The organism is Mycoplasma marinum, assembly GCF_004335975.1.
GTDB lineage: Bacteria > Bacillota_I > Bacilli_A > Mycoplasmatales > Metamycoplasmataceae > Mycoplasma_K > Mycoplasma_K marinum.
Genome location: NZ_PSZO01000011.1, coordinates 1 through 21,869, shown reverse-complemented (window position 1 = coordinate 21,869; position 21,869 = coordinate 1). Strand labels below are relative to the sequence as shown.

General features: G+C 27.0%; 24 protein-coding genes. 7 read left to right on the top strand and 17 right to left on the bottom strand.

The features are described from left to right. Window positions 1-61: 61 nt before the first annotated feature. The 3 genes from C4B24_RS02770 to C4B24_RS02760 form a co-directional block, all read right to left on the bottom strand. Window positions 62-1,747: a glycoside hydrolase family 13 protein gene (locus tag C4B24_RS02770; protein ID WP_131599137.1), complete on the bottom strand. Its 1,686-nt coding sequence runs from the start codon at window positions 1,745-1,747 to the stop codon at window positions 62-64. Between the two features lie 80 nt (window positions 1,748-1,827). Next, window positions 1,828-2,472 (bottom strand): winged helix-turn-helix domain-containing protein, encoded by a 645-nt coding sequence (locus C4B24_RS02765; protein WP_131599135.1) that lies wholly within the window; start codon window positions 2,470-2,472, stop codon window positions 1,828-1,830. 48 nt (window positions 2,473-2,520) lie between these two features. Then, entirely contained in the window at window positions 2,521-3,732 is a 1,212-nt protein-coding gene (locus C4B24_RS02760; protein WP_131599133.1) for a nucleotidyl transferase AbiEii/AbiGii toxin family protein, read from the bottom strand. A 203-nt stretch (window positions 3,733-3,935) separates the two neighbouring features. On the opposite strand from C4B24_RS02760, the gene C4B24_RS02755 reads away from it, so the two are divergent. The 3 genes from C4B24_RS02755 (at window position 3,936) to C4B24_RS02745 (ending at window position 5,875) form a co-directional block, all read left to right on the top strand. After that, window positions 3,936-4,466 (top strand): metallophosphoesterase, encoded by a 531-nt coding sequence (locus C4B24_RS02755; protein WP_131599131.1) that lies wholly within the window; start codon window positions 3,936-3,938, stop codon window positions 4,464-4,466. A 122-nt stretch (window positions 4,467-4,588) separates the two neighbouring features. Then, a complete protein-coding gene (locus tag C4B24_RS02750) occupies window positions 4,589-5,056 on the top strand; it encodes a hypothetical protein (RefSeq protein WP_131599130.1) in 468 nt (155 codons plus the stop codon). Window positions 5,057-5,308: 252 nt separating this feature from the next. Next, complete coding sequence (locus tag C4B24_RS02745; protein ID WP_131599128.1) at window positions 5,309-5,875, top strand: hypothetical protein; 567 nt, start codon at window positions 5,309-5,311, stop codon at window positions 5,873-5,875. A gap of 85 nt (window positions 5,876-5,960) precedes the next feature. On the opposite strand, the gene C4B24_RS02740 is transcribed toward C4B24_RS02745, so the two are convergent. Then, window positions 5,961-6,164 (bottom strand): DUF2188 domain-containing protein, encoded by a 204-nt coding sequence (locus C4B24_RS02740; RefSeq protein WP_131599126.1) that lies wholly within the window; start codon window positions 6,162-6,164, stop codon window positions 5,961-5,963. 238 nt (window positions 6,165-6,402) lie between these two features. Here C4B24_RS02740 and C4B24_RS02735 point away from each other — a divergent pair, with 238 nt between their 5' ends. Continuing rightward, a complete protein-coding gene (locus tag C4B24_RS02735; protein ID WP_131599124.1) occupies window positions 6,403-6,798 on the top strand; it encodes a hypothetical protein in 396 nt (131 codons plus the stop codon). Window positions 6,799-7,171: 373 nt separating this feature from the next. On the opposite strand, the gene C4B24_RS02730 is transcribed toward C4B24_RS02735, so the two are convergent. From C4B24_RS02730 to C4B24_RS02685, 10 genes are all read right to left on the bottom strand, one after another. Continuing rightward, complete coding sequence (locus tag C4B24_RS02730) at window positions 7,172-7,633, bottom strand: hypothetical protein (protein ID WP_131599122.1); 462 nt, start codon at window positions 7,631-7,633, stop codon at window positions 7,172-7,174. Window positions 7,634-7,910: 277 nt separating this feature from the next. Next, on the bottom strand, window positions 7,911-9,845 hold the full coding sequence (locus C4B24_RS02725; RefSeq protein WP_131599120.1) for an ATP-dependent DNA helicase: 1,935 nt from the start codon (window positions 9,843-9,845) through the stop codon (window positions 7,911-7,913). A gap of 622 nt (window positions 9,846-10,467) precedes the next feature. Further along, window positions 10,468-11,055, bottom strand: coding sequence for a thiamine phosphate synthase (gene thiE, locus C4B24_RS02720; RefSeq protein WP_131599118.1), 588 nt, complete (start codon window positions 11,053-11,055; stop codon window positions 10,468-10,470). Further along, a complete protein-coding gene (thiM, locus tag C4B24_RS02715; RefSeq protein ID WP_131599116.1) occupies window positions 11,045-11,761 on the bottom strand; it encodes a hydroxyethylthiazole kinase in 717 nt (238 codons plus the stop codon). Before thiM ends, thiE begins: the two co-directional genes overlap by 11 nt. A 1-nt stretch (window position 11,762) precedes the next feature. Next, a complete protein-coding gene (gene thiD, locus C4B24_RS02710; protein WP_131599114.1) occupies window positions 11,763-12,554 on the bottom strand; it encodes a bifunctional hydroxymethylpyrimidine kinase/phosphomethylpyrimidine kinase in 792 nt (263 codons plus the stop codon). Next, the gene (locus C4B24_RS02705; protein ID WP_131599112.1) at window positions 12,542-13,174 is read right to left on the bottom strand and encodes a TenA family protein; all 633 of its coding nucleotides are present in this window, start codon (window positions 13,172-13,174) and stop codon (window positions 12,542-12,544) included. Before C4B24_RS02705 ends, thiD begins: the two co-directional genes overlap by 13 nt. After that, window positions 13,165-13,764 (bottom strand): energy-coupled thiamine transporter ThiT, encoded by a 600-nt coding sequence (locus C4B24_RS02700; RefSeq protein ID WP_131599110.1) that lies wholly within the window; start codon window positions 13,762-13,764, stop codon window positions 13,165-13,167. The genes C4B24_RS02705 and C4B24_RS02700 overlap by 10 nt, the downstream gene beginning before the upstream one ends. 597 nt (window positions 13,765-14,361) lie before the next feature. After that, window positions 14,362-14,817: a hypothetical protein gene (locus C4B24_RS02695; RefSeq protein ID WP_131599108.1), complete on the bottom strand. Its 456-nt coding sequence runs from the start codon at window positions 14,815-14,817 to the stop codon at window positions 14,362-14,364. A 574-nt stretch (window positions 14,818-15,391) separates the two neighbouring features. After that, a complete protein-coding gene (locus C4B24_RS02690; RefSeq protein ID WP_131599106.1) occupies window positions 15,392-16,519 on the bottom strand; it encodes a Fic family protein in 1,128 nt (375 codons plus the stop codon). A 269-nt stretch (window positions 16,520-16,788) separates the two neighbouring features. Continuing rightward, window positions 16,789-17,424, bottom strand: coding sequence for a DUF3800 domain-containing protein (locus C4B24_RS02685; RefSeq protein ID WP_131599104.1), 636 nt, complete (start codon window positions 17,422-17,424; stop codon window positions 16,789-16,791). 477 nt (window positions 17,425-17,901) lie between these two features. On the opposite strand from C4B24_RS02685, the gene C4B24_RS04955 reads away from it, so the two are divergent. Further along, window positions 17,902-18,063 carry a hypothetical protein gene (locus C4B24_RS04955; RefSeq protein ID WP_168388334.1) on the top strand — a complete coding sequence of 54 codons (162 nt, stop codon included), beginning with the start codon at window positions 17,902-17,904 and terminating at the stop codon, window positions 18,061-18,063. A 108-nt stretch (window positions 18,064-18,171) separates the two neighbouring features. Continuing rightward, window positions 18,172-19,116: an aldo/keto reductase family protein gene (locus C4B24_RS02680; RefSeq protein WP_131599102.1), complete on the top strand. Its 945-nt coding sequence runs from the start codon at window positions 18,172-18,174 to the stop codon at window positions 19,114-19,116. 422 nt (window positions 19,117-19,538) lie between these two features. Here C4B24_RS02680 and C4B24_RS02675 read toward each other — a convergent pair whose 3' ends face one another. The 3 genes from C4B24_RS02675 to C4B24_RS02670 form a co-directional block, all read right to left on the bottom strand. Then, the gene (locus C4B24_RS02675; RefSeq protein ID WP_131599101.1) at window positions 19,539-19,838 is read right to left on the bottom strand and encodes a hypothetical protein; all 300 of its coding nucleotides are present in this window, start codon (window positions 19,836-19,838) and stop codon (window positions 19,539-19,541) included. 113 nt (window positions 19,839-19,951) lie between these two features. Continuing rightward, entirely contained in the window at window positions 19,952-20,074 is a 123-nt protein-coding gene (locus C4B24_RS05245) for a hypothetical protein (protein WP_272482637.1), read from the bottom strand. Between the two features lie 399 nt (window positions 20,075-20,473). Next, on the bottom strand, window positions 20,474-20,812 hold the full coding sequence (locus tag C4B24_RS02670) for a hypothetical protein (protein WP_131599099.1): 339 nt from the start codon (window positions 20,810-20,812) through the stop codon (window positions 20,474-20,476). A 346-nt stretch (window positions 20,813-21,158) separates the two neighbouring features. Between C4B24_RS02670 and C4B24_RS02665 the strand changes: the two genes are divergently transcribed. Then, window positions 21,159-21,632, top strand: a complete 474-nt coding sequence (locus C4B24_RS02665; RefSeq protein ID WP_131599097.1) for a hypothetical protein — start codon at window positions 21,159-21,161, stop codon at window positions 21,630-21,632. Window positions 21,633-21,869: the final 237 nt, after the last annotated feature.

Below are 21,869 nucleotides of genomic sequence, written 5' to 3'. Positions count from 1 at the left end.
TTATTTAATGCATCAAAAAAACTTTTAATTTCTAAATAATTCAACTTTATTATTTTATAACTTATTTTGTTGCAAGTATTGCCTTACCATCTATTAGAACTTCGTCATTTTCTATATCAATTAGAATTCTTTTGCCATTTTCTCAAGTGAATTCTAGTATATTTGTAGAAATATCAACTCACCTAATACCTTTTTGAATATCTTCTCTATATTTACTTCTAATTTTATTCAATTTTTTTATTAACTTGTATGTCTTATTATTTGTATGATCACTAAAGTCCATTGGGTATCTATTATCAGAATCATATCTTCCAACTTGATTATATTCATCACCATAATAAAAAGAAATTGAACCTGGTGCTAAAAACATAAATGAAAATATTGACCTTACAAGTGCTTTATCTCCTTTTGCAATTGAAGTTATTCTATCAACGTCATGAGAACCAACTAATGTAAATAATCCAGCTGATATATAGTTGGAGTAAAGATACTTTTGCTTAGTGAAAATAGCCTTGAAATCTTTTATTTCAATATTTTTATAAATTAGACTTTCTAGTATATTTGTTCTAAATGGATAATTCATTGAAGAATCAAACATGTCTCCATGTAAAAATGGCAATGCGTCGTATCAAACTTCACCCAAGATTGAACAATCCTTATTTATGTTTTTTACAGTGTCTCTAAAAAATCTTCAAAATGTAAATGAAGGAGCATCTGCGACATCCAATCTTCATGCATCAATACCCATTTTTGTCCAAAATTCAGTTACTTTTTTAAAGGAGTTTTTAACATCTTTATTTTCTCAATTAATCCTTGGCATAGTTGGTGTGTCACCAAAAGTTTCGTATGGTTTTGTTTTAGAAAATTTTTCTTTATCATACTCAAAAGCTGTTTTTAGATTATCAAAGTCATTAATTCAAAATCAATCTTTATATTTTGATTTTTCCTTATTTTTTAATACATCTTGTCATGGCTCGAATTCAAAACCACTATGATTAAATACTCCATCAATCATAATCTTCATACCTCTAGAATGACACTTATTAATTAGTTCTTTAAAATCTTCTAAAGTTCCAAATTGCGGATCTATTTGCATATAATCGATTGTGTCATATTTATGAGCTGATGTTGCTTTGAATATAGGGTTAATATATAAACCTTTGAATCCAAGCTCTAATATGTAATCTAATTTTTGGATTATTCCTTGAATATTACCGCCAAGAACTTCTAAGTGCTCTGGACCTTCAGTTTCAAATTTTAATTCTTTTTTAGAAGAGGCAAACCTATCTGGGAAAACTTGATATCAATCAGTTTGAGTCCATCATTTTGGCGGCATATTTAACTTACCCTCACATGAATAAGCTCATGTAAATCCAAGTGCATGCCCATCGATATTTTCGTTTCATTCTCTTATCCCTTGTTCACCAAAGAAGAATTTTTTATCATCTTTATCAACTAATTTAAAATAGTATTTAAACCTTTTATTAAAATTGTATATTGTTTTAGAATAATAATCAAAATCTCCATCAGTTTCATATTTTTCAATTAGATTTTCACCTTCTTTTTTTCAAATATTTCTGGCATTTTTTATATCTGATTCTGGCCCCCAATTAAAAGGATCACCATATATAATTTCAACACTCTTAATATCATCTTTAGCAGTTCTTAATCTAACATGAAATCCGTTGTCAGGTGTTTGATATCCGTAAGTACCATCTGAACGATGGAAAATAGCTATTTTGTTCATTTATAACCTCTTTCACTAGAATCCTCTACAATAAAATAATAACTAAAAAAACATGCAGATAATGCATGTCATAACAACTTCTAAAACGGTTTTTCTTTTTTACTTTGTTTGTAAAATTTATGTGAAATAGCATTTCTACTTATGGCATAAATATCTTCTTTTCCATAATAAATTTTGTATTCTATTAATTGCATTTTTTCACCAAAACAATCATCTTTTTCGAACTGAACAAATTTAGTTATTGAAGAAAGGATTTTACTTAAATTCATAAAATCCGTTGTTGAATCTTCAATAGAGAAATTTTGCATTCTTGTCAATGATTTAGAACATAATATTTGACTAACTATAATTTTTTTACCATCACTATACATTTCTTTTTTAAAAGTCTTCCCCTTGATTATTAAATCTCTGCTTAAAATAAAATCTTTTAATTTAATATCACCTTCAATTTCTTCAATTTCAACATTATCAATATTGTATTTAAAATGATAAGGAGTAGTTATTCCAGAAAACCACTCAGCAACGAAATATCCTTGATGTGCAATGGAATAAACTAAATCCATTTCCTTTAAGTTAGCAAATACTTTGTTGGTAATGGCTCTTGAAATACCATATTTAATTGATAGTTGAGCCTCACTTGGGAGTTTTGAATTTCTTTTGTATTTACCCATAGTTATTTCTTTAGCTAAAATCTGAGTTATCTCTTTTGTTGTATATTTTTTCATAATTTATATTATTATATCATCTTGAATTAGCGGTGAATAATTGCTTTTTTATGAAAGAGCTACTTTAATTAATTCTTGATAAATTTTAATGCATTGATCGAATGAAAAATCAACTCCATACATTTCCTTAGCAGCATCAAAATTTTCTTTTATTTTTATTAATTCTAGTGTTTGATTCTTCTTAATAATTTCTATTGCTTCAGATTTTGCTTTGCTATTTCTTTGCTTCTCTCATTTCCGAAATAATCATTTTCTGAATAATTGTTTATTGAAGTCTTCTTTATCAAGTAAAAATAAATCAATTAGATCTTTTGTTCTTCTAGAGTTTTCAGGTTTTGAAATTATACTTTGAAATTTTTCGGCTATTAGCATCTCTCTTGAAAATGAAATACAACTAGTCTTCTTTATCATTTTTAATTGCCTTGCTTTTAAATCAAAATCTTTAATTATTCCATTTAATTCAGTTGAACTATATGTATTGTTGAAACTTATAGGAACTTCTATATCAGCGATCATATCTTTGATTTTGTGTTTTAAAGAAAAGGGTTTTAACATAATTTTTTTAACTGGCTTTTCAGAATTTAAATCAACGTTTTTATAACTTTCACATATTTTAAAATATATTTCATTTTCCTTATTTTCCAGTAATTCCAAAATTTTACCATTATCAACAGAACCAGAGTGCGCATGAATATCTTCAGTTGAACCTTTTATATTTGAAAATAACTCTACTGCTGAACCACCTTTTAACAAAAATGGAACCTTTGTTTTTGCGCATAAATATATTATATATTCCCGTAAAAAATTAGCTTTTTCATCTCTTCTTAAATCTACAAGAATATCCTCAAGATTAAGAAGGTTATCTTTTAAGTATTCTTCAATTCTTTCTGTATTAATACCTCTTCTTTTACCTTTTATTTCATTATAAATTTTTGCCACCTTAAATGGATTTATTGCTACCAAAAGTTTTTTTAAAGCTTCGCTAAAAATTGTATTTTCTAAACCACATTTTTCTAATTGTATAAATAATCTTTCAGGACCATACATTCTTAAACCCTCTACAGTAACAACGCCCTTATTTAAAGTTTGTATATTCTGAGTACTTATTTTATATTTTTTATACGCCTCATTTGAAGTATTAGTGCCTTGTTTCATTTCCAATTGAACTTTTTCTGGAGAAAAAGAAATAAAACCTTGGACTGATAAGGCTGATGCTTTTGTTACCACTGACTCTTTTGGAAGATTATTGTATTTACTCATAAACTAATTATAACACATTCTTATTACATAGTATAGAGAGTATATATACATAGTATTAATACTATGTATATATACTCTCTATACTATGTAATAACCTAATAATTAAGAAAATTATAAAATAACATGAATAATTATGTCTTTTAAAACTCTTTTAAATTGTAAAAGTTATATAATTCAAGTAGTAACTATTAATGGAGGTTATCATGAATAATAAAAAACTTGGAGAGGTATTTGTTACTTCAGATACACACTTTGGAGATAAGCGCTTAATTAACTTCACAAGAACAAACTTTAAAACAGTTGAAGAAATGGATCAATACATAATTAAACAATGAAATTCAGTTGTTAAAAAAGATGACATTGTAATACATCTTGGTGATGTTATTGGAAATAAAAATGGGGATAATGATAGTGATTTAAAAACTCGTTGAATGCAAGTAAAAAAATTAAATGGTAAAAAAATCATTGTTACCGGTAACTACGATCGTGAATTTAACAAAAATTTATTCTATGAAGCAGGCTTTACAGATATTGGATCAGATAAATTTCAAATAGACAATATAATTTTTTCCCATGAACCAATTGTTGAATTAATAAATGATTTTATAAATATTCATGGCCATATTCACAACGGAACTCTTTGTGACTTAATCCAAACTTCAAATAGGCACTTTAATGCAATAGGGGAATTACATAACTATAAGCCAATTAAAATTAAAGAACTACTTAAATAACATAAGTTCATTGGTTAATTGCAATCCTAAAAATAAAAAATAATTCAAAAAATATTTTTATCTATATAATAGAATGAGTGCTTATAACACTAAAAATATTAAATAAAAATAGGAGATATATTATGAAATTAACTAGAAAAATGACACTAGGAATGTTAGCAACTGCAGCAGTTGTTACATTACCAGTAGCAGCAGTAGTATCTTGTGGAGACGATTCAAAAGATAACTCAAAAAATGGCTCAACAGGAACAAACACAGGTTCAACTACAGGAACAGGAACAAATACCGGTTCAACTACAGGAACAGGAACAAACACAGGATCAAATACTTCAACAGATAAATTTGACTTTGAAATTACATCAAAAACAACAATAGATGAATTTAAAAATAAATTAATGCCTTTAATGGCTGCATCAGGACCAATTGCAAGTGACTTTGTAATTAAGATTGGTAAAGATTTAGTTAAGATTGAAAAAGGAGCTGACTCAGCAAAAGTAGGGTTAAAATTACAAAATGAACTTTTCCCAAAAATTCAAGTTATCAATAAAACACTTGCTGATGAAATTACTAAGTTAAGCTCACATGCTTAGTTAATAAAATTATGACATCAACTTACATGGTGTTATTTTTTTATGCAAAATTCATCATTTTATAAATTTATCCAAGGAATATTTATATCGCAAATAATATTGATGGGCAGAATTATTTATTATTCCTAAATACATTTAAGAATTATTAAATAAATAAAATTATGCACTTATTTTTTCATCCGTGTCATTTTATCCATATAATATAATTAGTGTTTATGCCACTAAACGCATTAATAAAATAAGGGGAATATTATGAAATTAACTAAAAAAATGACACTTGGAATGTTAGCAACTGCAGCAGTTGTTACATTACCAGTAGCAGCAGTAGTATCTTGTGGAGGTAACTCAAAAGAAGATGATTCAACTAAAACAAATACTGGAAAAAATACTAGTTCAGCAGCAGGAACAAACACTGGAACAAGTGCTGGGGATGGAACAAACACCGGAACAAGTACTGGATCAAATACAGGAACAAATACAGGAAAAAGTACAGGAACAAGTACAGGAACAAACACAGGAACAGATACTTCAACAAGTAAATTTGACTTTGAAATTACATCAAAAACAACAGTAATTGAATTTCAACAAAAATTGGCCTCATCATTATCCACATCAACTTCACCAGAGACTGCAGGTGTAGATGAGCCAGTTGCAAAAGATATTATAATTAAGATTGGTAAAGATTTAGTTAAGATTAAAAAAGGAACTACGCAAGATGGAATAACAGAAAAAATTAGCAAAGAGCTTTTACCAAAAATTCAAGTTATCAATAAAACGCTTGCTGATGGAATTACTAAATTATTACATGAAGGTGATTAAATAAAATTATGACACCAACTTACATGGTGTTATTTTTTTATGCAATTTTATATTGCATTAAAAAACATACCTTACAATAGGCATGTTATTTTTTATAAGAAATTGTTTCTCTAACTTTTCCTTTTTTGTCTTTCATTCTAAATTCAGACTGATTTTTTTTGGCAAGAAGCTTCCCATATTCAGATGCTTCTTTTTGTGTTAAAAATAACTTCAGAGCTCTTTGTGAACCTGTAGTTCTTACTAGTCACTTTCCATCATCATTTTGTTGTACCATTACGTCTTTAGCCATATAGCCTCCTTCTTGTTGTTGTTATAATTATATCTTTTATATATTAATTATACACTTTTAAGTTTTTGACTATGTAAAAAGGATTGAAAAGCCTTTATTTTAAGTTGAGTATTAAACTATGTGCACTAAAACAAGAAGCCCAATTATTATTGTGATTAAATTTGAGAATGAGTTTTTAATTACATTTACAAATATTCCAGTATGATAAAATTTAAAAAAGAGAGATAAAGGAGATCGTATGTACGATTCAGGAAGCGAACCAGCAAGTGGTCTTGGTATAATATTTACAATTTTGATAGTATTATTAACTATTGTATTTTTAGCATTATGGATATGAGGTATTTACAAAGCAACGAAAACAAATGATAGAGAGATTAGAACAGGGAGAATATTTTTACATCTTATAATATGAGGAGGGCTTGCAGCAGCAATCATTTATGCAATTAAAGTTACTTCAAATCAAAATGAAGATATTAAAAATAGGTTATATTCTTATAATCCAAAAATAGAAAATCAAAGTAGTTTTAGAGAAGATAGTAATAAAATGCAAATCGCTAAAATCGACAAGTTACTTGAAAGCAAATCAATAACAAAAGAAGAACATAAAAAATTAAAAGAAAAATACACAAAATAAATGTGTATCTAACATACTTTGTGCTTATAAAAAACTTATCTAATAAATATTAAAGATAAGTTAAAATTTAAAACTCTTGTTATAGCAGGAGTTTTTTAAAAATTTAATTATTCTACCTTCTCTTGTAATTACATTATTTAAGCCATGGTTTGATATCTTTTAAATAATTAAATAAGTTTTATAGTTACTTAATATTCGCAAGCAATGTTGATCTATAAGTAAATGTTTTATACATAAATATAAGTGGTAAAGACTTACTGTAACTACAATTAATATTTGTTCACAATGGTATTTAGTACATCATAAAAAATAACTGGCCTAGATATCATGATAAGCAATTTAAAAACACAGGCAGTTTTTCCTGTGTTATCCTTTAATTTGTTATATATTCAAATGATGAATGGCTATCATGGAATTGTTTTGCATAAATAAATCATTTGAATCCTATAAATGCATTAATAAATGTTCCTGCACCATTAATAATCATTTGAACTTCAAGACCATTATCTACATCTGTTAACACTTCATGAATATCAGTTTGACCATTAGACTTAATTTCAGAAGAAGTAATTTCTATAATCTTTTTACCATGTTTTCTTATAGCTAAGTATAGTGCTCTTTCAATTTTTGACATATTCATTCACATAATATGCTTAAATATTAGTTCTGATAATCATATTGCGGCAGTACTTACTGCAACTATTGCCCAAGTACCAAAACCTTGATTTTTATACACTAATGCAACTATTGCAAATGCTAAAGCAACATTAAACATAATACCTTCAATTAAAAAGTTAATTGCATATATCCATATCTTTTTTGTTATTTTTTTCATTTTCATAAATAAATTATATTACCATAGCTTAAAAAAACAACAAAAACATAATAAACTAAAATAACCCATGAAAATGATTTCAATATACTTTAGTATAATAATTTTTATATTAAGAGAAATAGCGGAAGCCATGCTTTTGAAAAGGAGTAAATTTATAAAAACTTAAATAAAAAACAAGTTGCTATACTTGGATTTTTCTATGTAATTTTATACACCTATTTATAACAATAAAAGTATTAGAATTTAAATCACAATTAGTGAGGCAACATCTATTTTTCTAAGGTACTATATACAGTAATTTCTTAGCTCTTGTCACGGCAGTGTATAACATTTTTTTATTTACAAATTGTCCATTTAAAAATAGAATTAAAGAATCATATTCGGATCCTTGTGCTTTATGAATAGTAATTGCATATGCAAGTTCGAGTTTTATTTTTGTATTTATATTTTGTGGAAGGTAAAATATTTTTTTAGTTTCAGGATTCATAAATTTATAACACATCTTATTTTTAGAATATTGTTTAGTTCCGTGATTGTATAATTTTATTTTTTCTTCTCCAATAAAAATTCCAGTTGTTCCGTTTGTGATATTCCATTCTCACATATTTTTAATCACAATAATCTTATCGTTTATATGAACAGGAGTATCTGGAACTCTATCCCAATAACTTGATTGTGGTTTTTGTTGTCAAATGTAAGTAAAAAATACAGGTTCTAAATCATCTTTATGCATCTTGTTTTTAATTTTTCTATTAATTTCTAAACTACCTATATAACCATTCCTTTTGGGAGTTATCATTTGCAACGATTCATTTATAACTTTATCCACAGCTTCTTCTTCAGTTATAAAGACAATTGAATCAGTTGCTTGAGATCTATTTATTCTTCCGTTTTTACGAACTTCTTCAGCAAAAATAGACATTTTTGCATTATCTTTATTTCTGTGCAATATCTTCAAATTAGTAATTGGTGTAGTGTCTTTATTTATATAATCAAGAAACGGAGTTCCATCCCCTACTGGTTCTAATTGTCCTTCGTCTCCTACTAAGATAATTTTTTTATCAATTATTGTTTTTGAATTATTTCAAACCCGTATTATTTCATGTCAAATTTCATTATCAATCATAGAGGCTTCATCGATTATTAAACACTCTTTCTCCTCCATCATAGTTTTAGAGAAACCATCCATTTCAAATTGACCATTAGATACTTTTTTAACTATTGGCTCAAGTCATGAATGAATTGTTTTTCCATTGATAAGTTGTGCCGCTCTTCCTGTGGGTGAAAGTCTTGATACAATTCATCCATCAGCTTCAAGAGTGTTAGAAATCATTTTAACAACAACACTTTTACCGGTTCCTGCATATCCATTTATAATTGAAAACTTATTATCAATAGATTTATCATGTGCTTCTTTTTGAGAAGTGTCTAAATCAAAACTTAAAAAATTGGAATTACTTTCAACACCTCAAATATTATTGGTATGACTTTTTTGTTGGTTGTCAATTTTTATTTCTTTAGTTTTTTGCTCACCAGATGCATTAGTTTCAAGTCTTTGGAATGCAGTTTTAGAAATAAGCCTATAAGTATTTTCTTCTGTCTTTAATTTTGCTAAATATTTTGTTGAATTTGTACCTTCTTCAAGTTGCTTTTTAAGTCCATTATTATAAAAAGCTATCATAAATATTGGAATATATACTTCCATCATCCCATGCGTTCTTAAGTAAAGTCTATTGTCTTTCACTTCCTTAAATTGAAATGGAGAATATTCTAAAATAGAACCATGCTCTAAAGAGTTTTCTTCTAAGTTTTGAGTTAGATTTTCTCTTTCTATATGTGCGATTCAATCAACTAACTTTTCTTGAAGTTCAGGGCTATTTATTTTATTGGAATTTGGCTCGTTACTTTTTTTAGTTTTTTTAGAAGTGGAAGATAATTTATATCCATGTGTATAAATCTTATTAGATCAAAAATAGAATTTTGCATTTTTTGGTTCACCATTTTTATCAAATAGTTTATCCCATTTAAGTGATTTAACATAATACGTTTCACCTTCTTCAGACATGAAGACATAAAATGGACTTTCAATTTTAAAAAGGTTATATGGCGATAAAATCACTTCACCATTTTCAATATTTTCTTTTTTAATTCAATTGGATGTTTTTTCAAAATTAATTTTTTTTAATCATTCATTTCATTTTTCAATACTCATCTTTACCTCATTCCATTTTAAAAAAATATTTACGTTATTTTAGCAAATGCACATAAGTACTTAGTTGCTATTCTTAGTAAAATTACTAAGTTTATATTTCTTTAATTATAGTTGTTTTATAAAGAGAATTTTTATTTTAAAAATAGTTTTGAATTTTAATTCTAAATATATAAAACATATTCAAGCATTCTCCTCCAAATTGAATATCATAGACTTTAAAATAACTTATTAGTATCGTGCCATTCAATATCGTTCATGAGCATTTATCAACATCAATACATACTAGCAAATTAAAACAATATGCTGTTTATTTTATGCAAAAAGATTCGAAACTTTTTTAATGCCCAGATTGAAAATAGAATTGGATGTATCTATTTCAATAACAAATAGAACACTTAATACATTTTACTTAGACTCTATTATTAAAAAGCTGAAGACAATATTGGAATTTGAAGAATTATATTCTAAAGATAAAATCTTAAAAGTAAATAATTATATGCTAGTAATTTCCTTCATACTAATTGTTTATTATTCAAGAATAAGAAATATATATTTTATTGCCTATTAAAGAATAAAAAAATACACATTAATTGTGTAATTTTAACCGTCTTTAAAATACTTATTATTTATTTATCAATTTATCTATTGCCACACTAATATTTCCTGCATCCAATAGGTAACTTGAAACAGCAATATATTCGTAATCGCCTTTTGGTATTTCATTAATGTTTAGATTATTGATTCCACCAATAATGATAATTTTTTGATTGTAATCTTGCATATTGTTTAACTCACTCTTTGAAACAATTGTTGCATCATGTTTTGTATTTGTTGGAAACATAGCTCCCACACCTAGATAATCAGCACCACATTCGTCAGCTTCTTTTGCTTCTTTTAAATTGTGACATGATACCCCAACTTCTAAATTAGGGAAATATCTTTTTACCTTTTTAATACCTTCATCTTCTTGACCAATATGCACCCCATCACATTCTATCTTATCTAATAAGTGAACCCTATCGTTTATGAAAAATTTAACCCCGTATTCTTGACACAATGAATAAATCTTTTTAGCTTGTTCGACAAAACTTTCATCGCTACATTCTTTATCTCTTAGTTGAACAGCAAATATATTATTCTTACAACACTCTTCAACAACTTCCAATAGATTTTCTCTTGGGTCGGTTACCAAATAAATATTATTCTTCATAGTCTAATATTCAACTATAAATTTCTTCATAAGTTGGTACCTTTTCACTAAATATTTCATTACCCATTTTTTTCATCATTTTAGATAGTTTTTCACTTGCTGTTTTAGGAGGGAATATAGAACTAAACGCACCTAAAAGTGATGCTCCCATACAACCAATACCAGTTTTTAAAGTCATGTTTTGATGTCCACCGTTAATTTCCAACACTTCATTATTTTCAACTACAAAATCTGTCTTACCAGTAACTAATAAAACGGTGTTATATTTCTTTGAGATATTCTTTATTTTTTCTAGGTCAGAAATATCATCATTTGAATCAACTCCTCTTGTATTTGATTCGTAATTTAGCGAAAGAATTTCTGAAGCATTACCTTTTATAATTGTTGTTCCGATTTTAGCTATTTCTTTAGCTAAATTAGTTCTAAATGTTGTTGCACCCGAACCTACTGGATCTAAAATAACGGGTTTTTTTATTTGATTAGCATATTTTACAAGTTCTAAAATCATTTGATACTCTTCTTTTCTTACAGTTCCAATATTTATAACTAAAGAATTAGAAATATTAGTTAATTCTTTTAAGTCAGATAACTCTTGGGACATAACAGGTGATGCACCTATTGCCAATAGTGCATTAGCACATTGGTTTGCAGTAACTATATTAGCAATATTAGTAACTAGAGGTTTATTTTCTTGTATTTTTTTCATCTTATTTCCTTTCAACAAAGTGATTTAATGGACCACTTCCTTTTCCTATTCTTAATGCATTTTTAATACCAACTTGAGTGTATTCAATTGCTTCTTCAACACTTTCTCTAAGATTTTCATTTCTTGAATGTATTGAAGCAATAGCACTTGACAAGGTGCAACCAGTACCATGTGTATCTTTAGTATCAATTTTTGCATTTTTAATTTTTATAACCTTTTGACCTTCTAAGTTTAAGATATCTATCATATCTTTTCCTTCAAGGTGACCGCCTTTAATTAATACATTTTTGTAACCATATTTTTGTAATATAAATGAGGCCTCTATCATATCTTCAACTGTATTAATTTCTTTTCCAATTAATATTTCTGTTTCAGGAATATTAGGTGTAATTAAAGTTGTTATTTTTGAAAATTCTACCCTTAAAGTTTCAACTGAATCATCTTTTAATAATTTTTCCTTGCTTTTTGAAATCATGACAGGATCTAGAATTATCTTCTTGCCTTTGTGTTCTTTAAGTTTTCTTGCAACTAATTTAATTACATCTTTATTTAGCAGAGCCCCTATTTTTATAGCTTCTATATTGTAATCTTCAAACAATACATCAATTTGATCTTCAATGACATTCAAGTCAATCTGTTGCACACTTCTAATTTCATGAGAATTTTGAGAAGTTATCATAGTTATGACACTCATTGCAAATGAACCATTTGCTTCAATTGATTTTATATCAGCTTGTATCCCAGCTCCACCTGAAGAATCTGAACCCGCTATTGTTAATACTATTTTTTTCATGATACTCCTTGATCAAAGAATTCTTTTTCTAATATTAAGGTTGTTTTGAATATTTCTCCAACCTCTTGTTCTTCTTCTTTGGTCATTTTTTTGCCTAGATTATTAGCAATTTTTGTTATGACTTTTGCGTTTTCTCAAAATACTTCTGAACAATAAATATCAATTCACTTTTCATACTTTTTCTGTTTCTTATGTTTATCAAGTTTTTGTGCAAATGCAGCATACCCAATAAAACATGCCAACAAACAAAAGAAGAGTTTATTGAAATTATTCTCTTTTGCATATTTTTCCATAAATTCAATATATTTAGTTGTTGGTGCTGAGCGTTCTATATTCTCAATACTTTTACAAGAATAAAAATCATTAACTTCAAGTTCATCTTCAAGCACCGCTTTTGCTTGAACTAAACAATATTTTTTAAGTTCTAAATCTTGAGTTAAATCTGCCAATCTCTTCCAACATTCTCCATATGATTTTAAATATAATGCATCTTGTTCTAAATAATGAACAAACAGCTCTTGTTCTAATGTACCATTCATTATTTCTTTTCCAATTGGATGCTCTGTATACTCATCTCATTCTTGTTGATACCTTTTAATAAATGATTCTACTATTCCCATGTTTTCTCCTTTACTTTCTCTAACATATTAGGTTTTACTCTAATAATAACTGCAGCAAATATTAGTGTAGCTACCAAGGCTGCAAAATTAGAAGAAAAGTTATATGCTAGTGAATAAATTCATGCTCCTCATCCTGGTCATGCATACGCACCTCAAACTAATCCACCAGATATAAATGATGCTATAAAACTTATAGTTAGTGCAATAGTTATTCATAATATAAATTTCCACTTTATATTCTTTATTTTCATCACCAATAATTGAGCTATTAGTATTGAGAATATTGATCCAACTATATAGTCAAGCGATAATGAAATAAGAATTCCATATGCTCCGTATGTTGCAGTTGGCGGGAAAAACGATCCTGAGACAGCAGCGACTATCCAAGCCCTTGCAAAATTAACGATTATTGCATGTGTTATCCCTCTTCTAAAAGCTAGTATTGCAATAAAGATGAATGACAACTGGAATGCCCATCCCTCTGGGAATAATGCTCTAAATGCATAAGCCATAGAAATATCAATAATTATTACTATTGCAAGTATGAGACCAGATTCCGCAATTGAATGTGTATTGAATTTTTTTGACATAAAAACCTCCTTTTGTATTAAAAAAAGCAGGTCAATATATATAGTAGCTCCCGACGCAAGTGTTAACTTAACCGGTAATAAGAATTCTTCTCAATCTCTTGTTATAAAAGATGCTCCTGCTATTTCAATTATATATTAGTAATTAATTTAATAGATTATATTTATTATTCTTTAAATAAATTACAAAATACACCTTTTAAAAAACTGAATTAAAATATTTTCTTTTATTTGCATAACTTATACAATACATTTTAATAATATTGATAGAATAGTCCGAAGGTATTTATTTTAATATTCAAAGTTAACTAGATAAGATATTCATCATTTTTTAGAATCTATAAACGTTCCCATCATTACTTACATTTAATAAATTAGTTATCTTATCAAAAGACCTATAAGCAGTTGCATTAGCAACTTGATTTTTTTCTTTAAAATAAGTAATTGCTTTATCTTTATTTAATATTGAATATTTAAAGAAGTGTTAAAGTTTTGTTTTATAAAAGTTTTTCTCTTGGTATTTTAAATAAATTTACCAGCATTTGTTTTAACGTATAAAAAACTACACCTTTTTGAGTGTAGAATTTATTTTAATATTTATTAATGCGTTGTTGTGTGTGCATGTGCTTTAAGTTGTTCGTTTATTCATGCTGAATTCATAACATCATTTGCAAATTGAACTGCGATTGCACCAAGGATAATAGCTAAAACAAGCATAACAATACCCATGATTAAAATCTTTTTAGACGCCATAGCTTCTGGTTTTACTAAAACTACAATTGCTAAAGCTAATGAAATTACACCAACTAATAATGCCATAATTCCAAGTGCTAATGCTGTCTTAACATGAGTTGAATATCAATCAGGTGTATTTGAAAGATAATCATTTTTAAAGAAATCCAGAAATACAGTCGTATTGCTTACTCCTTGATGAGTTTCTGTTTTACTTGCTCCAAGAGTTGCTCCACCTAGTGCTATACCAAGGATTGCTGCTAATGCTAATGCAATAAATCCCGCTAAAAAGAATTTATCTTTTTTTAATTTTTCTACAAACATTCTTCCTCCTTATTTTTTTAACCAAACTTTTTTTCTATTTATTAAATATGGTATGGGAATTATAGCATACAAACCAAGTATCAAAAATAACATTCACTTAAAATGCTCTCCAAGATAAAATATTGACCTAATTATAAATATTTTACTAATTCACCTCAAAAATCTTTTTTTGGATATAAATGAAGGTTTTTAACCTTTTAAACATCTTAATTAGATATTATTTCAAACCATTGAGAAAATACAAGTTTTATGTTTTGGTGATAATTACAATTACACACAATTTATAATGAAGAATATAAGTGTTATATGGATCCAATATTTAAAGATGAATATAACGCTGAAATACTAAAATTTAAAGAGTTGTCTTCATTAGAAAAAATACTAAAAAAGCAAAAGAAATAAATTGCTAACCAAGAATTTATTTTTTGTCAACCCTCAAATCACCACAATATCTTTAGTGTTATAAATAGATTAAAAAAAGAAGTGGCCTTCTATAAAGACTTCTTCTTTTAAGTGTTAAGTTTTTAAATTCATTTATTAATAAAAACAAGTTTCTAATTTTCTATATTTTAAGTTAACTAGATAAGATATCAATCATTTTTTTGAATCTATAAACATTACCATCATTACTTACATTTAATAAATTAGTTATCTTGTCAAAAGCTCTATAAGCAGTTGCATTAGCAATTCCATTTTTTTCTTTCAAATAAGCAATTGTCTTAGCTTTATTTAATATTGGATATTTAAAGAAGTGTTTAAGTAATAATTTCTCTGCTTGACTTAAGTTATTTCTCGAATAACCTATAAACAAATCAAGGATGGAATTCAATTTATTGTAAACCATATCAACAGTTTCACTTAAAGATTTAACAAAGAAGCAAATTCAATCATTTCATGAATTAGTTGTTTGCACTTTTCTTAATTCTCGAATGTATTCTTCTTTATTGTTTTTTCAAAAATCAGATATAAAAATTCAATTGTAATTAGTTAGTTTAAGGTACTTAAATAAATTAACTAACATAAGCCTCCCTATTCTTCCATTACCATCTGCAAAAGGATGAATGGATTCAAATATGGGGTGGAATATGATTACCGTTGATAGAGATTTAACACCTTTATTACTTCTCACTAGTTCAAAAAGATCTTCTAAATACTTTTTCTTTTGTGAGGGTTTTAATAAAATTAGTGATGCTTGTTCAATCCCTTTACCTACAGGACCTATTCAGTTAGGTTTAGAATCATTCACAATTATTTTTCCAGGTTTAACGGATTTAATTACTTCGATTGGATCATAAGTAGTTTCAAAATTATCGATATCTCTTTTATATAAGTCACGATGCAATGCTTGCAAGTCTTCAATTGTAAAATCCATAATCTCATCGTTAAAGTCTCTAAAGCTACTTTTATAAAGATTAATTAAATTACGAACTTCCCAACTGTATTTATCATTAATGCCTTCACTAATGTCATAATACATTTCTTCATGATTGGTTTGTGTTCCTTCAATAATAGAAGAATCAATACCTTCTCTTTCTAATAATGAAATAGCTAATACATTAGGCGCGATATCAAGGCCTTGATTTTCTATCTTACCTTCTAAATAACTTATCTTTTGAAGTTTATCTAAAAGAAAAGATATCTGTTTATCGCTTATTGCAATATTTATTTGTGATGCCAATGGCAAAATTACTTTATTGTTCATACTTATATTTTATCATATTTACCAATATATGAGAAAAGTGATAATTGGTTTATTTATCCACTAATCAAATGCTGGTAAAAGGAGTGTTATAACTTACCACGATATATTTAGCAGTTAAAATAATTGTGGAAAATATGATTAAAACTATAAAAAACGCAAATAAAAAAAGAGGCGCAATATAAATTTCGTACTTAGATTACGATTAGGAAATTCCCAATTTATATTGTCTTACCACTCTAATAAAAGTATATCATATTTATAATGTAAATTTAATAAAAGACTTGCCTAATTGAAACGTTAGGTATTGAAGGTGTCTTGATACCTTTTACTAGCGAATTGATAATAATCCTATTACATTTAAAAGAAATTATATCTGCAACTTGTATCATTGTATTTGTTTTTGAATCACAAAAATTAAATTCTGAAATTCCTACACCTCATTTTTTCAAAGAATTAGTCTTAAGTTTTTTTATCATACCCGATATATTATTTCGATTATCAGCGATGATTTTTATAGAGTCATTAGGTTGAATATATTTTCGCGAAATTGATCTTTCAATAATCATTTCTATCATATGAAAAAATCTTGCATTTGCATTGTTGTGAGAAGAAATAATATTCTTATTATCAATATAAGCACTAACAATTTTATTTTCGGCAATAAAAGTATGAAAAATATGATCAACAAAATCTAAAAAATTATTTTCTTTTAAAAAATGAGCTTTCAACTCCACATTTTTGTGGATTCCATTTTGATTTTTAAAAGTTTTAATTTTACTATTGAAAAATCTTGATGTTTTCTTTGCCTTTACTTCCGGAACAATAATGAAAGCAATTTCAAAAATACCTTTTTTCAATTGGTTTATAGAACCACTTTCATCAATGTATATATTATAATTTGCCATATAATAATTATAATTTAAAAAATATTATTTTGTATGTATTTAGGATTGATATTCAGAACTTTCATTACACCGATAAATTTAAAATTTTTACGCTTTTGAACCCACTTTCTCTTCAATATTTTCATTTAGTTAATCACATTGGAAATCGATATATATAACTCACTTCAAGGTGATATAAAATTTTGGATAATTGAAATACCTTTAAATGCTATTGTGAATTTTTTAAAAGTAGTTAAAGAACGAGATAAAGATAATTAATAAACTTAAGCAAGTCACTCTTGCCATTAAAAAGATGCATTAGACTCTCTTACAAAATACTTGAGTTAATATACTGAAGAGGCACAAAGGAAACAATTCTTGATTATACAAACGACTCCAAGAATGCGTTAAAACATTTTACGCAAGAAAACTAACGTATTATTAGTTTTATCTAAAAAGATTCTAAATATCTATAAGCATCAACTTGATTATAGAGTCATGAACGTAGCTATATCAAGAGCAAAGAAAACTCTTGATATATTCTACTTAGAAGACTTATTACAAGTAAACCTAATCAAGAAAGATGAAGATAACGCTGAAATGCTAAAATTTAGAGAGTTATATTCATTAGAAAAAATACTTAAAAAGCAAAAGAGATAAATTCCTAACCAGGGATTTATTTTAAGAAAAATCTTATTTCACCTTTGTAAAAAACACCTTGTCATTTTGCGAATGTTATAATTTCTTTAATATTTAAAGGAGATAAAAATGATTAAAAAAATGCCTGAATTAGCATACGGAAGTTCAAGGGTAATAGAACAAGAAAACATGGATATTTTAATTCAATCAGCTCTTGATTCTGGATATAAACATTTCGACACTGCACAAAATTATTTTAATGAGGAATTACTAGGGGAAGCCCTGAAAAAAAGTGGCGTAGCAAGGGAAGAATATTGAATTACAACAAAAATATCAATAGTTAACTTGAAGTATCATACTTACGAATCTATAAAGCACTCACTTAAGAAGTTACAAACTAAGTATGTTGATGCCATCTTACTTCATGGAATGAGCACAGAAGAAATTAACTTAAGAGCTTTTAAAGAATTGTTAAGAGCAAAAGAGGAAGGTCTTGTTAGACATATAGGAGTTTCTAATTTCAACATTTCACAGATTGAAAGAATTAAAGAAGAAACCGGTGTTTATCCAGAGTACAACCAAATCATTTGCTCCGTTAAAGCAAGACTTAATCAATTAGAAAAGTTTTGCAAGGATAAGGGCATTGTTTTAATGGGGTATTCCTCACTGAAACCTTTTTATAATAACCTACCCAATCCTCTATTTACTTTTGATAGCAAACAAAGAGAATTTATTGAAGAATTATCTAAAAAATACAACACAAGTCCAGCAATGATTTTATTAGCTTACTCGAAGCAAAATGGTTACATAATTCTTGCAAGAAGTTCAAGCCCCCAAAGAACAAAAGATAATTTTAAGATCCTTGAGTTTGAAATATCACAAGATGATTTAAAAAAATTGGACAAAATGAACACTTATAACGATGAAAATTTTGAAGAAGAAAACAAGCCTTTCCTTGCAAAGGAAATGTTTGAAGAAAGCGTATATAAAGTTGGTGCAAGAATTTCCGAAGAAAGCGATAATAAATATCGCGAATATGTATATAAGAAATTATGAAAAAAAGGAATAATTTAAATTAAAAGTGCAATGCTTAGAAATAAAATTCAAGTAGGGCGCTTTTTTTGTATGGACTTAAAAATTATCACCACATAAATAAAGCCACCTCCCAAACTACTCAATATTGATCCCATATACTCTTCAACGATATAACTTCTGAATTAAAATATTTGTTATCTATAAGTTTCTTTTTAGCAAAATAAGAAAATGGTTGATATATTCTACTTAGAAGACTTATTACAAGTAAACCTAGTCAAGAAAGATTAATATAATGCTGAAATGCTAAAATTTAAAGAGTTATATTCATTAGAAAAAATATTAAAAAAATAAAAGAAATAAACTCCACCCCAGGAATTTATTTCTTTGTACTAATTGTATGTTCTTAATAAATAAAACGACATTACTTGTGTGAATTTTGGAATTAAATTCCAGTTAAATCTTTAATATTTTCGATATTCTCTTTTTTCCTTCTTGATACGTTCAGTGATTTCATGCCTTGATATATTGTGATCCTTTAATATACCATTAATGATTTTTTGGTAAACTTCTCTATCATTAGGGTTTAAGTCGTTAATACTTATCTCTTTGGGTCTACCTTTTCTTTTTCTAGTTTTATTTCCTTTATCTCTATATCTTTCTAAATGGTTATAGTAAAACTCAAGAGCGACTGATCTCTTGTTTCTACCGGTATCCAATTGTTTTAATGCCCACAATTTATCTTTAAATTTATAATGTTTCATAAAAGACACAACCCTTTCCGAGTCGTGCCTTAATTTTTTATCCTAATATAGTTTCATTTGTGATCCCTAATTTTTATTCAGAAATGTTTTTATGAAATTTAGCAACTCCATCTTTAACATCAAAATTTCACTCCGTTATTTAATTGATTTTTAAATATGAAGAATCCGCTTTCAACTTTTTGATTTTCTAGAAAGTATGTTGAAACATATTTTTTAGTTGTTGATTGTGTTATCATTTTGCACCTCCTCATATACATATATGTTTTTTAGTTAAAAATAAAAAATTCCTTAAAATGCATAAATAAAAAGCGAACACCATTATTTGGAATTTGCTTTATGTTTATGTGTTTGATTCTATTTCTTCAACTTTATCCAATTAGTTATGTAAGTGATTATTTAGCTTTAACAAATTGTTGAAGTAGATTTACTTTAGTGTTGTCATACTCTTTTTGAGTTATAACTTTTTCTTCCAGCAGTTTATCCAGTATCTCAAATTCTTTTAATAATTCTTCTTTTTCTTTGGCCTGGATTTCTTTTTCTTTGGCTTCTTTTTCTTTTTCTTTGGCCTGGATTTCTTTTTCTTTTTCTTTGGCCTGGATTGCATTAAATTCTTCTTTTTCTTTGGCTTCTAACTCTTATCTTTTCATAATTTCTTGAACCATTAAACCACTTTCTTCTTCATTAATCATGTCCTTATCTAATAATTTTTGAACTTCCTGAATTTCAGCATCAACATCTATTGTTTCAACTTTATTTCCATCTTTTTTTACTTCATTTGAGTCGGTCGCTTTATTAGCGTTATTTTCTACCCTAATCAAATATATAATAACGCTTATGACAGCACCAAATAACAATAACAAAACAACTGTAAGTACACTTACTTTTGTGTGACTTGTGACACAAGCGTATATAAATGATCCAATTATACAAGGCAATGAAAATACAATTAATAATATAATAAATAAAACACTCATTTATGTCTCCTTAATTTTCGATTTTTTTCTATTTATGCATAATTAATTATACTCCTTTTAATCTTTCTGAGTTGCTCCTTAAATTTTTATAAAGTGTATCATCAAGAATGATAATAGTATTAAAAAAACTTTAAAAGAATAACAAAAATAAATTTTCTTATATCATAGATAAAATTCCGATAATTGCTTAGACATAAAAAAGTGGCTTTTTTCTTTGGAACCCACTTTATCTTTCTGTGTTCATTTGTGGGCCTTTTCTTTAGTTGTTTTAGTGTAAGGAATGAGCTAAAATTAAGCACCAATTAGGAGATTTAATTCTAATTGATAAATTATCTTACTCCAACAAATGTCAAAGAGAGATTATGCATTGACCAAATTAATGCATAGAATAACAAGTTTTATTTCTTGACTGACTGTAAATGAAGTTTTGAGCTGCGATACCAAACAACCCAACTCGCCTTCTAAATCTAATGAATACTTGAGCAGGTTGGGTATTATTTCAGAAACCAATCGTAGTATAAATTTAAAGGAAAAAGTAGCGTTGTGCTTTCCAATTTCTTTAATACCTAATGAGTTAGAAGAGTATAGAGGAGAGAAATTCATACCTTTATCTCAATACAAATCTTGAACAAGTGCATTTTTAAATGGAATCAAAAATTCAAAATTTGAGCAACGTTTAGAAAATATTTTTGATAAATTAATGGAAATTTTAACATACACTTCTTCAATTAATAAAATAAATTGAAGGATACATAAGTCAATGGATTTCTTTTGAACATGAAACGGTTTGTTAGATTTTGACATAAATGAAGAATATTAATTAACAAGAGCACTCGCTCTTTTTTGTATAAAATATCCATGTCAAATAATTCAAAGACATAAACTCCCTTAGAGAAGGTATAAAAAGCTTCTCTAATCAATATGAAGGTAAATCAATTTTACCAATAACATACTACAAGGATGTTATAAAGAAAATTGATATACCTTCATTAAACATTTCTTTTAGAACCTCTATGAGTGTACAAGGTAAAGAAGCTGGTCATGTATTACTTGTATT